Source organism: Devosia sp. WQ 349K1 (genome assembly GCF_016595685.1).
GTDB lineage: Bacteria > Pseudomonadota > Alphaproteobacteria > Rhizobiales > Devosiaceae > Devosia.
Genome location: NZ_JAENGO010000001.1, coordinates 22,292 through 36,377, shown reverse-complemented (window position 1 = coordinate 36,377; position 14,086 = coordinate 22,292). Strand labels below are relative to the sequence as shown.

11 protein-coding genes are annotated in these 14,086 nt (G+C 57.9%); 5 read left to right on the top strand and 6 right to left on the bottom strand.

Translation table 11 applies throughout. From position 1 onward, the window contains the following. The first annotated feature begins 331 nt into the window (after positions 1-331). Together JHL21_RS00120 and JHL21_RS00115 are read left to right on the top strand one after the other, a co-directional pair. Positions 332-4,018, top strand: coding sequence for a vitamin B12-dependent ribonucleotide reductase (locus tag JHL21_RS00120; protein ID WP_200211139.1), 3,687 nt, complete (start codon positions 332-334; stop codon positions 4,016-4,018). 118 nt (positions 4,019-4,136) lie between these two features. Beyond that, positions 4,137-5,117 carry a DUF2971 domain-containing protein gene (locus JHL21_RS00115; RefSeq protein WP_200211138.1) on the top strand — a complete coding sequence of 327 codons (981 nt, stop codon included), beginning with the start codon at positions 4,137-4,139 and terminating at the stop codon, positions 5,115-5,117. Positions 5,118-5,266: 149 nt separating this feature from the next. Here JHL21_RS00115 and JHL21_RS00110 read toward each other — a convergent pair whose 3' ends face one another. From JHL21_RS00110 to JHL21_RS00100, 3 genes are read right to left on the bottom strand one after another with little or no spacing between them, the layout of a single operon-like run. Next, positions 5,267-6,076: an ABC transporter ATP-binding protein gene (locus JHL21_RS00110; protein WP_200211136.1), complete on the bottom strand. Its 810-nt coding sequence runs from the start codon at positions 6,074-6,076 to the stop codon at positions 5,267-5,269. Beyond that, positions 6,066-7,100, bottom strand: a complete 1,035-nt coding sequence (locus tag JHL21_RS00105; RefSeq protein ID WP_200211134.1) for an iron ABC transporter permease — start codon at positions 7,098-7,100, stop codon at positions 6,066-6,068. Before JHL21_RS00105 ends, JHL21_RS00110 begins: the two co-directional genes overlap by 11 nt. After that, the gene (locus JHL21_RS00100) at positions 7,097-8,068 is read right to left on the bottom strand and encodes an iron ABC transporter permease (protein WP_210338819.1); all 972 of its coding nucleotides are present in this window, start codon (positions 8,066-8,068) and stop codon (positions 7,097-7,099) included. The genes JHL21_RS00105 and JHL21_RS00100 overlap by 4 nt, the downstream gene beginning before the upstream one ends. Before the next feature lie 126 nt (positions 8,069-8,194). Between JHL21_RS00100 and JHL21_RS00095 the strand changes: the two genes are divergently transcribed. Genes JHL21_RS00095 through JHL21_RS00085 form a run of 3 tightly spaced genes read left to right on the top strand, consistent with a single transcriptional unit; the run spans position 8,195 to position 11,003 of the window. After that, on the top strand, positions 8,195-9,118 hold the full coding sequence (locus tag JHL21_RS00095; RefSeq protein WP_200211132.1) for an ABC transporter substrate-binding protein: 924 nt from the start codon (positions 8,195-8,197) through the stop codon (positions 9,116-9,118). 59 nt (positions 9,119-9,177) lie between these two features. After that, complete coding sequence (locus JHL21_RS00090) at positions 9,178-10,101, top strand: ABC transporter substrate-binding protein (RefSeq protein ID WP_200211130.1); 924 nt, start codon at positions 9,178-9,180, stop codon at positions 10,099-10,101. Between the two features lie 23 nt (positions 10,102-10,124). Beyond that, entirely contained in the window at positions 10,125-11,003 is an 879-nt protein-coding gene (locus JHL21_RS00085; RefSeq protein WP_200211128.1) for a sucrase ferredoxin, read from the top strand. 95 nt (positions 11,004-11,098) lie between these two features. On the opposite strand, the gene JHL21_RS00080 is transcribed toward JHL21_RS00085, so the two are convergent. The 3 genes from JHL21_RS00080 to JHL21_RS00070 all read right to left on the bottom strand — a co-directional run bounded on the left by JHL21_RS00080 (position 11,099) and on the right by JHL21_RS00070 (position 14,075). Continuing rightward, positions 11,099-11,770 (bottom strand): 4-carboxy-4-hydroxy-2-oxoadipate aldolase/oxaloacetate decarboxylase, encoded by a 672-nt coding sequence (locus JHL21_RS00080; protein ID WP_200211126.1) that lies wholly within the window; start codon positions 11,768-11,770, stop codon positions 11,099-11,101. Next, positions 11,770-12,501 carry a PIG-L deacetylase family protein gene (locus JHL21_RS00075; protein WP_200211122.1) on the bottom strand — a complete coding sequence of 244 codons (732 nt, stop codon included), beginning with the start codon at positions 12,499-12,501 and terminating at the stop codon, positions 11,770-11,772. Before JHL21_RS00075 ends, JHL21_RS00080 begins: the two co-directional genes overlap by 1 nt. A 71-nt stretch (positions 12,502-12,572) precedes the next feature. Then, complete coding sequence (locus JHL21_RS00070) at positions 12,573-14,075, bottom strand: tripartite tricarboxylate transporter permease (RefSeq protein WP_200211121.1); 1,503 nt, start codon at positions 14,073-14,075, stop codon at positions 12,573-12,575. Positions 14,076-14,086 lie beyond the last annotated feature (11 nt).

The following is a 14,086-nucleotide window of genomic DNA, read 5'->3' as shown; positions in this document are numbered from 1 at the left end:
CCATTGACCAAATTCTTGCGCTTGACACTCCCGCGCCTGATTCAAGGCCGAAAGCCCAATCTGAATTCCGCAACTGGCATCGCGCACTATGGGCAAAACCTCAGCCTTTACGGAGCATCCGCGCGCCCTAAATTAAGGAGTGCGAAGGCTTGTGAAGCGCGCTTCCTATATCCATATAAAATACTAGATTTTGACGTTGGATCAAAATTCGCCACTAGGGATGGTATGATCACACTCGCAAAATAGCGTCTCGACTCTCACGCCATTCGGGCTTTTCATACTCTTCAATACTCCTGTGTGAGCCGTCCAACACCAGAGCCCAGAGACCGAAATGCGTATCACCCGCCGTTTTACGACCGCCACCTCTGATCGCTATGCGACCATCGACTTCCGCTCCGCCACTAGCGAAATTCGTAATCCCAATGGCTCGACCGTTTTCAAGCTCGAAGACATCGCCATCCCAGCGAGCTGGTCGCAGGTCGCCACCGACATCATCGCCCAAAAATATTTTCGCAAAGCGGGTGTCCCTGCTGCGCTCAAGCGCGTCGAAGAGAACGCGGTCCCCTCATGGCTCTGGCGTTCGGTTCCGGACGAAGCCACCCTCGCGCTTATGCCCGCCGACCAGCGCTATGGCTCCGAGCGCGACAGCCGTCAGGTCTTTGATCGCCTTGCAGGCACATGGACCTATTGGGGTTTTAAAGGCGGCTATTTCGACACCGAAGACGACGCCCGCGCCTTTTATGACGAGCTGTGCTACATGCTCGCCACTCAGCGCGTCGCACCGAACTCGCCGCAATGGTTCAACACGGGCCTGCACTGGGCCTATGGCATCGACGGCCCCGGTCAGGGCCACTATTACGTCGATCCCTTCACCCACGAACTGACGGCCTCCACCTCGGCCTATGAACATCCGCAGCCACACGCCTGCTTTATCCAGTCGGTCGACGATGATCTCGTCAATGAAAACGGCATTATGGACCTTTGGGTCCGCGAAGCGCGCCTTTTCAAATACGGCTCCGGCACCGGCACCAATTTTTCCGCCCTGCGCGGCTCTGGCGAAAAACTCTCGGGCGGCGGCAAGTCCTCCGGGCTGATGAGCTTTCTCAAAATTGGCGACCGCGCTGCGGGGGCGATCAAATCGGGCGGCACCACACGGCGCGCCGCCAAAATGGTGGTCGTCGATATCGATCATCCCGACATCGAAGAATTCATCAACTGGAAGGTCAAAGAAGAGCAAAAGGTCGCCGCTCTGGTGACCGGTTCGAAAACCGTTTCCAAGCATTTGAAGGCCGTCATGAAGGCCGCTATCAATTGCGAAGGCGGGGTGGGCGATGACTGCTTTGACGTCAGCAAAAACCCCGCCCTCAAGCGTGAGGTCCGCGCCGCCAAAAAGGCGCTGGTGCCGGAAAACTACATTTTCCGCGTCATCCAATTCGCCCGCCAAGGTTTTACCGACATCGACTTCCCGGTCTACGATACCGATTGGGACAGCGAAGCCTATCTGACTGTTTCGGGTCAAAACTCGAACAATTCCGTTCGCGTCACCGACGCGTTTTTGCACGCGGTCGAAGCCGACGCGGATTTTGCTCTCACCGGTCGCCGCGATGGCAGCACCTTCAAGACGCTAAAGGCGCGCGATCTGTGGGATCAGATCGGCCACGCCGCCTGGGCGTCGGCTGATCCAGGGCTGCAATTCCACACGACCATCAATGAGTGGCACACGTCCCCCGCCGCGGGCCCAATCACGGCTTCCAATCCGTGCTCGGAATACATGTTCCTCGACGACACGGCCTGCAATCTCTGCTCGGTCAACCTGCTGCCCTATCGTCAGGCCGACGGGAGTTTCGACACCGAGGCGTTCGAACACACCGTCCGCCTCTGGACCATTGTGCTCGAAATCTCGGTGATGATGGCGCAGTTCCCCTCGCGCGCCATTGCCACCCGCTCTTTCGAATACCGCACGCTCGGCATTGGCTACGCCAATATCGGGGGCTATCTCATGACCTCGGGCATTCCCTATGACAGCGCCAACGGCCGCGCCATCACCGGGGCGATCACCGCCGTCATGACTGGCGTCAGCTACGCCACCTCAGCCGAAATGGCCAAGGAACTCGGCCCCTTCGCCGATTATCCCCGCAATGCCGCGCACATGCTGCGCGTTATCCGCAATCACCGTCGCGCCGCTCACGGTCAAACCTCCGGCTACGAAGGCCTTTCTATCGCGCCAGTCGCCCTCGACCACGCCAACCTCTCTGACGCCACGCTCGCCGCGCGTGCCAAGCAAGCCTGGGACGACGCGCTCGCCTTGGGCAGTGAGCACGGTTTCCGCAATGCGCAGGTCTCCGTGATCGCACCCACGGGCACCATTGGCCTCGTCATGGATTGCGACACCACCGGCATTGAGCCCGATTTTGCGCTGGTAAAATTCAAAAAACTCGCGGGTGGCGGCTATTTTAAAATCATCAACCGCGCCGTGCCCCCGGCCCTGCGCACCCTAGGCTATTCCGAAAGCCAAATCGCCGAGATGGAGGCCTATGCCGTAGGCCATGGCAATCTCAATCAAGCACCAGCCATCAATCCGGCCAGCCTGAAAACTAAGGGATTTACAGAGGACAAGGTTGAAGCCCTCAACGGCGCGCTCAAGTCCGCATTCGACATCAAGTTCGTCTTCAATCAGTGGACGCTTGGGGTCGACTTCCTCAAAGCCCTTGGGGTTACCGGCGCCCAACTCGCCGATCCAAGTTTTGAGCTTCTGTCCTTCCTTGGCTTCTCCAAGGCCGAGATTGAAGCCGCAAACACCCATGTCTGCGGAGCTATGACGCTCGAAGGCGCGCCGCACATCAAGGCCGAACACCTGCCGGTCTTTGATTGCGCCACCCCCTGCGGAAAAATCGGCAAGCGCTACCTCTCGGTGGATAGCCATATTCTGATGATGGCCGCCGCTCAGCCCTTCATTACCGGGGCGATTTCCAAAACCATCAACATGCCCAATGATGCGACGATCGAGGACACGAAAAACGCCTATATGCAGTCCTGGCGCTTGGGTCTCAAAGCCAATGCGCTCTATCGCGACGGCTCCAAGCTGAGCCAGCCGCTCAACGCCTCGCTTCTCGCCAATGATAATGACGACGAAGACGACGTGGTGGAGACCTTGGCCGCCATGCCCGCCGCTGCGCGCACCGAAGTCATTGTCGAGAAAATTGTCGAACGCCTGCGCGACCGCGAGAAAATGCCGGACCGCCGCAAGGGCTACACCCAAAAGGCGGTGGTCGGCGGCCACAAGGTCTATGTCCGCACGGGCGAATATGACGATGGTCGCTTGGGCGAAATTTTTATCGACATGCACAAGGAAGGCGCGGCCTTCCGCGCCATGATGAACAACTTTGCCATCGCCATTTCTCTGGGCCTGCAATATGGCGTGCCGCTCGATGAATATGTGGAGGCCTTCACCTTCACCCGCTTCGAGCCCGCAGGCATGGTCCAGGGCAATGACCGCATCAAGAACGCCACCTCCATTCTCGACTACGTCTTCCGCGAGCTGGCCGTGTCTTACCTCGACCGCGACGACCTCGCCCATGTTAACCCCGACACGCCCACGGCGCTGGGCAAAGGCGTCGCCGAAGACCACGACGCCCGCACGGCCCCAACACCCGTTCCTGCGGCACAATTTGTCTCGCGCGGCATGACCCGCGGCCGCACGGCGAACACGTCACTCATGCTCGTCCCGACAGCCGAACTTTCCCGACTGTCACCCTCGGGCATCAACACCAACACGGTGACAGCCCTGCGTTCTGGCACGGCCCTCAAAATCGAACCGAGCCCAACAGCGCTCAACGCCGCCGAACTCTCCCCCCTCCCAACCCCGCCGCCCTCAAAGGACGCGGGGCTCCTGCGCGCCGAAGCCCAAATGAAAGGCTACACCGGCGACCAATGCTCCGAATGCCACAACTTTACGATGGTGAGGAATGGGACGTGTTTGAAGTGTGACACGTGCGGAACGACGACGGGGTGCAGTTGAGAAGAATAACTTCTAATAAAAGATTGACATCAAACAATATTATTGCATCTCATACACTACCGACACGCCGTCCATTTAAGTGAAGGCCGGAACATTCTGACTAAAGGAATTGGCAACTTTGGCTAAAAAACCAAGCCGCTTCTATAAGTTCCAACCGTTTGGCCCACATACGGGGCTGAATTTGGTCATGTTAGTCGAAAAGGGTAGTTTATATATGCCCATGAAATCGGCGCTGAATGACCCCACCGATTGTGAGCCGAACATCTCCGTAGAAAAGGATGTTCAATCTATCCGATCATCGCTCAAGAGAATTAGCCGCCTTAGCTCTGGCGGTTTCTATGTGACGATGGCAAGCAAATTTCTCGAGAACATAGATGCTGCCGAGAACGAGGGGAAACAACTTTTCTCCGAAGACACCCCTGAACACTATCTGCCGAACATGCCCGCAGGGGACAGGGGCTATGTGCACATAAAGGGTTTCATCCGTTCCAGAATTGGAATGCCCAGAGTTTTCTCGATGTCAGCCGGGTGGGATATACCACAGATGTGGAGTTACTATGCGGACTCACATCGAGGTTTTTGTTTAGAGCTATCCGGCTTCCCGCCAGCTGACCCTGACTTCATTTTTGAACGAGTGAACTATGCAGACAAGAGGCCACAAGTCATTCTCGATGACGTAATTAATCTTGAAGACGGCTCGCCAAAATCCAAAAGAAACTTGTCCATGATATACTGCGAAAAATCAAACGCATGGAGTGAAGAAGACGAGTATCGGATCGTATCCAGAAATACAAAAGGCGCGCGGTCACGCACTGAACTATCTCTACCAAGCGGAGACTTTTACAACTTCACCGACCTGAAGGTCGAGGGGATCTACTTTGGACTGCGCTGTGACGAACAAAACATGAAATTTGTTACAAAAATATTTGAAGAACGGTTCGAGGGCGCTGAAGCTCCAGCGTTCTACAAGGTTAAACAAGAAGTGGATTCTTATGACCTGGAGCGTATAGCGATGACTGACCCGATACCGTTTTGGATACCGACGGTCTCAGCGCCAGTACAGATCAATACCGCTGACGACGACAACGTTCCATTCTGAGGATGACGCTCGGCGGCTGAAGACATCAGGGCTACGGCGGCGGCAGAGCTACTTCACAGGCGGAATTGATGGGACAATGTCTTTCACCCCCCGCCCAACGTCCCTCTACAAAAGCGGGCGCACCACGCAGGACCTAGCGCATGAATGCGCTATTCGGCGGCTCTGACGGTGCTCAGCGGAATGCACAAGGGACGCTGGTGCACAGGATCGGTGATGACACGGGCACGGACGTCAAACACGCGCGCAATAGTGTCTTCGGTCATCAGATCTTCCGGCGATCCGCTGGCCGCAATGGCGCCATCGCGCAAAAACACCAGATGATCGGCATAGCGCGCCGCCAGATTGAGATCATGCAGCACCAGCACAACAGTGCGCCCAAAACCCTCCTTGAGCTCCCGCACGAGATCGAGGCAATCGAGCTGATGGGCCATGTCCAAGTGGTTGACCGGCTCATCGAGACACACCACGTCGGTCTGCTGTGCCAAGACCATCGCAATCCAGACGCGCTGCAACTGACCGCCGGAGAGCGACCCGATGCGACGATCGCGCAAGGCGGTCACCCCCGTCCCTGCCATGGCGCTTTCCAATGCTGACGCATCATCCCGGCTCCACGGTTGCAGCATGGATTGGTGCGGATAGCGGCCCAGCCGAACCAGTTCCTCAACCGTCATGTCTTCCGGCGCGGACGGGCTTTGGGCCAAAAGGCCGATCTGTCGCGCCAGCGCCTTCTCGCCCAGCCGAGAAATGTCGAGCTCTTCGAGGAAAATACCACCAGAGGTGGGCTTATGCAGGCGGCGAATAGCGCGGAGCAGAGTGGACTTGCCACACCCATTTGGCCCGGCCAGAACGGTAATTTTACCGCGCTCAATGGGCAGTGACAAAGACTGCAGCACATTGACCTTGCCATAGGAAAGGCTGAGATCGCGCACATCGATACGGGAGCAGGATTTATCCGTCATTGCGTTGCTTGCCCATCAGCAGGAATAGAAAATAGGGAGCGCCAATAATGGCGGTCACAGTGCCCGCGGGCACCTCAATCGGCGAGAACAGAACCCGCACGATCATGTCGGCACCGACGAGGAAAATAGCGCCGAGCAGGAAGCTGGCGACAATACCGGCATAGACATTGCGCCCAACCAGCAAGCGCGCCAGATGCGGCGCCATAAGGCCGATGAAGCCGACAGCGCCAACAAAGGCGACCGAGAGAGCGGTCAGGCTCGCGGCGAGCGCGAAAATCACGATGCGAAAGACCGGCAGGTTGAGCCCGACGGAGCGCGCCGAAACTTCATCGAGATCAGCAGGTGGCAGACGCCGTGCGGCCAGCAGCACCAAAATCATGATAGGCAGAAGCGCAATCGCGGTGATCTGGATTTCCCCCCAGTTCACCTCGTTGACCGCGCCAGCTAGCCATCGCTGGGCTTGCGTGGCGCGATAGATCGGCCCGATCAGCATGAAAATGACGGTGAGGGCCTTAGCAACCGCCGCAACGGCAATGCCGAACAGCAGAAGTCGGATCGCCGATGAGGCCTGGCGTCCCGATAGGGTGAAGACGAGCGTGATCGCCAAAAACGCGCCGATTGCGGCCGCGACAGGCTGATAGGCAATGGAGGTGACCAGCGCATTGGATTCGTTGGAGAGCAGCGCCAGAAACAGCACTACGCCCAGGGCCGAGCCGTCAATAACACCCAGCACGCCGGGCGAAGCAAGGCTATTGCGCGTGACCTTCTGCAGAAGAAACCCGGCGACCGCCATGCCGCCACCAGCCAAAATGGCCATGACCACGCGCGGGAGGCGCAATTGCAGGACGATGATGTTCTGCGTCTTCTCGCCAACGCCGAGAATAACGCCGATGATCTTATCAAAGGCGATCCAGGTTGAACCAAAGGCAACAGCGCTGAGGGACAGCAGGACGAAGACGGCGATGATGGCCACAAGGCTCATCGCATTTCGATACTGGGTTACAGCCGAAGACGAAGGGGTCATGCGGCTCTCCGCTTCAACAAAACCAGCAGCGCAATTCCGCCGACAACAGCAGTGATCGCCCCGACCGGCGCTTCCGTGGGATAGACGACAAAGCGGGCGACCACATCAGCTGTGGTGGCATAGATGGCGCCAATCAGCGCTGCCGCTGGAATAAGACGACGATGGCTCAAACCGACCAGCCAACGCGCAATGTGCGGAACGACAAGGCCTATAAAGCCCACCGGGCCGGCCATCGATACTGAAGCGCCCGTCAACAGCGACACCGCCAAAAAGCTCAAGCCACGCACGGCAAACAAGGGGACCCCGAGGCCGGTCGCTGTCGAGTCGTCAGCCTGCAAAGCATCGAGCGGGCGCGCCAACACAATGGCAAGCACCGCGCCCAAAGCAATGATGGGAGCCCCCGTCTGCACCAAGGCTATTGGGCGATCAACAAACGCGCCAGAAAGCCAGAACAGAAGTTGGGAGAGCTGCGCTTCATTGGTGCTGAGGACCACTTCGACCAGCGAGTGCCCGAGGCCCGCAAAGGTCACCCCGATCAGCACAATCCGAATGGGCGACAGACCGCCCGCGCTAGAAGCAATTGCAAATACCAGCACGCTTGTTGCCAGTGCACCCATGGCGGCCGCGATTGATAGCCCGGTCAGCGACCCAACACCGAACCAGAAACTCGCAATGACGACGCCCAAGGACGCACCGGCGTTCAACCCGAGGGTGTCGGGCGAGGCAATGCGGTTTCGAGACAGCGTCTGGACGAGGACGCCCGCGATGCCCAGCCCTGCCCCAACCAGTGGCGCGATCAAGGCGCGCGGCAAGCGCAAATTGGCAATGACGACGGCAGTTTCCGAGCCGTCATAGGCGACAATGGCCTGCCAGACTTGGTCAAGGCCATAGACTCGGTAACCGACGCAGATGCTGATGAGCACGGCGGCGACGAGGGTAATGATCAGACCCGCATATATCGAGGGCATTGGTCCGAACTGGCGATGTGCGGATGGCGTACTCAGCTTAGCCCTCAAACTTGAAGTTGACAGTCATGTTAAACTCTGGTGTGAGCTATGCGCATTCATGACTATCAATGTCAAGTTAGGTGCAAAATGCGCAATCTGAAGATTGTTGTAATCGCCGCCTCGGTGGCTTGTGTTGCGGCCTTCGCGTCATCGGCCGGTGCCCGCGAAGTCACCCATTCCATGGGCACGACAGATGTCCCAGACGCGCCGCAGCGCGTGGTGGTGCTGACCAATGAAGGGACGGAGGCACTGCTCGCCGTCGGCATTACGCCAGTCGGCGCGGTCCGCTCCTGGCTTGGCGACCCATGGTATGACCATATCGCCGATCAAATGGCCGATGTGACCGTTCTGGGAGAAGAGTCGGCGATTAACCTCGAGCTTCTGGCTGCCCTTGAGCCAGACCTGATCATCGGCACCAAAATCCGCCATGAGCAGATCTACGAACAGCTGTCGGCAATCGCCCCAACGGTGATTTCCGAGCGCCTGCGCGGCGACTGGAAGATCAACATGGAGCTCTACGCGGAGGCCGTCGGCAAGTCCGCCGAAGCTGAAGCTGCGTTTGCCGCCTATGACGCGCGTATCGCGGCCACGAGCGCTGCGCTTGGCGACGCCAAAGCAGAAGAGATTTCGCTTGTTCGCTTCATGGCTGGACGCACAAGAATCTACCTGAATGACACGTTTGCCGGCAATATTCTGAGCCAGATCGGCTTTGCCCGTCCAGCGAACCAGGACCGAGACGAATTTGCCGACGAGGTGACCAAGGAACGTATCCCTGAGTTCCAAGGCGACCGTCTGTTCTACTTCATCTACGAGACTGGCGATGGCGCGGCAGACACGGCAGCAGCCGAATGGATGGCCGACCCTCTGTGGGCCGCGCTGCCCGTAGTCGCCGCTGGCAAAGCCCAGGGCGTATCGGACGCGACATGGAATACAGCCGGCGGCATCCTCGCAGCCAATGTCATGCTCGACGATATTGAAGCCATTTATGGGCTTCCAGCGACCCGCAAATAAGCCTCAACGCGGGCCCGAGTACGGGCCCGCTCCTTATCCGCAAGAGAAACCACATAACCATGATCAAATCCCTCCTAACAGCCGCTGTGCTGAGCTCGGCGCTCTTTGGCTTCGCCGGATCGAGCGTGGCCCGCGAAGTGACGCACGCCATGGGCGTTACAACAGTTCCAGACGCGCCACAGCGCGTGGTCATGCTGACCAATGAAGGCACTGAGGCGCTGGTCTTTATCGGCGTGATCCCTGTTGGCGCGGTCCAGAGCTGGGACGGCGATCCGTGGTATGCCCATTTGAGCGAAGCGCTCAAGGACACGGTCGCCCTTGGCACTGAAAATGCTGTCAATCTGGAGGTCATCGCCAGCCTTGAGCCAGACTTGATCATTGGCAACAAAGTGCGTCAGGAGAAGATTTACGACCAGTTGTCCGCCATTGCCCCCACAGTTTTCGCCGAGGATCTGAGCGGCAGCTGGAAGGACAATATGACCCTTTATAGCGAAGCCGTCGGCAAGGCAGAGGAAGGCAAGCAGGCGCTGGCCGATTTCGACGCCCGCGCCGCCACGATCGCCAATTCGATTGGTGACGGGCTCGCTGAAGAGATCTCGCTGGTACGCTTCGCTCCCGGTCGTGTCCGCCTTTACTACAAGGACACCTTCGCCGGTGGCATTCTCAGCCAGATGGGCTTCCAACGTCCTGCAGCTCAGAACAAGGATGAGTTTGCAGAAGAAATCCAGAAGGAACGTATCCCGGACATGGCCGGCGACCGTATCTTCTACTTCTCCGATGATGCCGACCCAGAAGACGCCAAGGCGAATTTGTCCGAGTGGACCAATGACCCGTTGTGGCAGAACCTTGAAGCCGTCAAGTCGGGCAAAGCCCAGCGCGTGAGCGAACTGGTGTGGAACACGGGCGGCGGCATTTTCTGCGCCAACATGTTGCTGGACGAAATCGCCGCCATCTACGGCGTAGATCCAGCAAACGCCGACTAAAGCCTGGCTGCAGAACCTCAACCATGGACTTTTGCACTGACTACGCCATTGCCCAGCCGCTCGCTGGCACCGGGGCAATGGCACTGCGCCACATGTTTATCCGCTGGCCGAAAGGGAAATGGCGTCGGCCACGGTACCAGTCGGCTGGTTTGGATGAGGTTCTGCAACGCGCCATCCACGAGTCCTACGGGCCGAACCGCTATGTCGGGCTGCTTGAGAGCGACGGCGGCCCAGACTTGGAACTGGTGTCATTTCCCGACAGCCGCACCGCCCTACCCGCAAATCAGACCGAAGCCGCAGCCCTCATTCGCGCTTGGGCGGACGGCACGCCACTGAGCGGTCCCGTTTTGCCGCGACCGGTCATTCTGTGCTGCACTGATGCCAAGGTGAATGCGTGTTGCGCACGCTATGGCTTCCCCATCTACAAAGCCCTTCGAGAACAAGCCGGAGCGTTCGGCTTTGACGTGATGCAGACCACCCACTTTGGCGGCTGTCACTTTGCCCCTTCGGTCATTGTCATGCCACAGCGCGCCCGCTATGGCCGCCTCACGCCAGATCAAATTCCAAGCTTTTTAGAAACCCTCGCCCAAGGCCGACATTACCTGCCTGCCTTTAAGGGCCGCCCCGAACTCAGCGAAGCTGAACAAGCCGCTGAAATTGCCGCGTGGGAATGGGCCGAAGCGAATGGCTTCACCCAAGACGAGGTGCGGTTGCTGGACCCAATCGAGGGAACTGGCAGCACGGCAAGCGCTCATGCCATGGTCGGCAACGCTGTTCTCGCGATTGGCTTAGAAACCAAGTCGTTCCACATGCACGGCACCTGCCGTTCGCTAGCTAGCGACGAGGGAAAAACCGTTGAGCGCCTCATCGTGACCGCGGTCAATCTCGTCCATCGACCGTAAAACGAGACGATTGCTTTGCTCGGCGTACACTTCGCCCCCGATGAGAGGCCAGACGCCCGGCCTCTCATGATCTGCTTTTAGCAGTAACCGCAGCCTCAAATGTACTTGAGGCCCTTTTCGGCCAAGCGTTCACGCATCTTGTAAATATCGAGGCCCAGTTCGCCAGCTGCGAGACGTTTGCGCTTCGCCTCTTCGGCAGCAACGCGTGCCTCAGCCTGGTCGGCCACTGCAGCTGCCTCTTCCCGACGCACGACACAAACCCCGTCATCATCGGCGATGATCACGTCACCCGCATTGATCGCCGCTCCGGCGCAGACAATCGGGACATTGACCGAGCCAAGCGTTTCTTTGACCGTGCCCTGCCCCGAAACAGCCTTAGACCACACTGGGAAGTTCATCTCGGTGAGGTCGGCGATATCACGCACGCCAGCATCAATGATTAGGCCTTTGCAGCCACGAGATTGCGCTGACGTTGCCAGCAAATCGCCGAAATAACCGTTGTCACACGGGCTCGTTGGCGCCAGCACCAGTATATCCCCAGCGCGGATTTGCTCGATGGCAACGTGCAACATCCAATTATCGCCGGGCGGTGAGGAGATCGTCACCGCACTTGCGGCCAAACGGGCACCTTTGTAGATCGGGCGCATGTAGCTCGCGAGCATTCCCTTGCGGCCCTGAGCTTCATGGACAGTGGCCACGCCACAGGCGGCAAGACGATCAATGACCGATTGGTCTGCCCGTTCGATGTTTTGAACAACGACACCCATTAGAGTTCGTCCACGGTACGTGGATAAATCGACTGGAAGCCTTCGGCATATTTCGCCGGACGACCACCGGACTGACCGCCCGAGTTGCGGGTGAAGTGGTTGGCGCGGTTCTCAGCGACATTGCGGTAGTAGTGCCAAAGGTGTTCCTGACCTTCCATGCACTGGATAGCGGCCCACTTCTTATCCCACACATCGGTGATGTCGAGGAATGTGTCTGGCTTCCAATCCATCTGCTCAGTCTGGTGCGGCTCGAACAAATAGACCTGTGGCGCACCCAAAATCTTCTGGCCTGGATTATGGCCCCAAGCCTGCGCAATGGCGCGGCATTCAAGGGTCCACTGCGACACATACATATGGTCCGTGTTGTACGGATCGTATTTAGAGTGGGTCATGATGAAGCTCGGCTGTACCGCGCGCATCACATCGACCAGACGGTCTTTGGAAGCACGGTCCATTTCGAGCGGGTAATCGCCCAAGTCAAAGAACTGGATGTCGTGAACGTCCAGTGCCTTGGCGGCATTCTCTGCTTCACGACGACGTTCCGTCTTGACCTTCTCCAAGGTCATATCCGCCTGCTTCCAAAGCTTGGCGCTTTCGCCACGTTCCCCATAGGAGAGGCAGACCACCGTCACGTCATAACCTTTTGCTGCGTGGGCAGCGATTGCCCCGCCACAACGCCAGACAAAGTCAGCCGAATGCGCACTCACGATGAGCGCTGTTTTCTTAGCCATCTCATAGATCCTAAAATTACAATTTCAGAGAATTGAGCCTCTCGCCTGCGAGTGGGCGAGAGGCTGCCAGATCATTCGTCCGCAAAAACGGTTTTGCGGGTCTTTCGCAGTTTTGGCAGTGCCGCGAACACGAGCATGGCGATAGCCAGCGTCAGCAGAACCGCAGAAATAGGGCGCGAGATGAAGACCGAGAAGTCGCCCTTCGAGAGCACCAATGCGCGGCGGAAATACTCTTCCACCATCGGCCCAAGCACAAAACCAAGCAGGAGAGGCGCAGGCTCGCAATTAAGTTTGGCGAGGATGTATCCAACAGCCCCAAAGCCCGCGACCATGAACACGTCAAACAGCGAATAGGAGCTGGCATAGACGCCGATGCAGCAGAACATCAGGATCGCCGGGAACAGCATGGTGTAAGGAATACGCAGCAGGCGCACCCACATACCGATCAGAGGCAGGTTCAGGATCACCAAAAACAAATTGCCGATCCACATCGACACAATCAGCCCCCAGAACAGGTCTGGGTTTTTGGTCACAACACTTGGACCAGGCTGGATATTGTGGATGACCATTGCCCCCAGCATAAGCGCCATCGTCGCAGAGCCGGGAATGCCAAGCGTTAGTGTCGGAATGAATGAGGTTTGCGCGGCCGCATTGTTAGCCGATTCAGGGCCGGCGACGCCTTCGATCGCACCGTGGCCAAACTCATGCTTGTACTTCGACGTCTTCTTTTCCAAGCTATAGGCAAAGAAGGAGGCGAGTGACACGCCGGCACCTGGCAGCACGCCGAGCAGAGACCCTAACGCGGAGCCGCGCAGGATCGACGGCGTCATACGCTTGATGTCTTCCTTGGTGGGCATGATCGATTTGATTGGCGCGATCTGAGCATCGCCAGCCTTGTGCCGCTCAAGGGTGCTGACGATCTCGGCAAAGGCGAAAATACCAATCGAGATCACGATAAAGCTGACGCCTTCCCATAGCGCCATATTGCCGAACGCAAACCGGACAACACCGGAGTTTACGTCCATACCAACGAGCCCGACGAGCAGACCGATAACGATCATAGCCAGAGATTTGAGCAAGGGGCCGGATGTCAGCGAAACCGCAGCAATCAAGCCAAGGAACATCAAGGCGAAGTATTCTGCAGGCCCGAAGCTAAATGCGATCTGGGCAATCGGCCCTGAGAAGACCGCCAGAACGAGCACACCAAAGCTACCTGCAACAAAAGACCCGATGGCTGCGGCAGCAAGTGCCGAACCCGCGCGGCCCTGACGCGCCATCTTGTGGCCGTCGATTGTCGTGACCACGGACGAAGCCTCACCCGGCATGTTCACCAGAATAGCCGTCGTGGAACCACCATAAGCGGCGCCGTAGTAAATCCCGGCGAGCATGATCAGTGCACCGATCGGGCTCAGACCAAAGGTAAACGGCAGGAGCATCGAAATAGTGGTGAGAGGGCCAAGACCCGGCAAAACACCAATCAATGTGCCCAGGAAACACCCAACGGCTGCATAGATGAGATTTTCAAATGTAAGGGCCGTCTGCAGCCCCAAAGTCAGATTAGCAACAAAATCCATGGTGCAGCGCC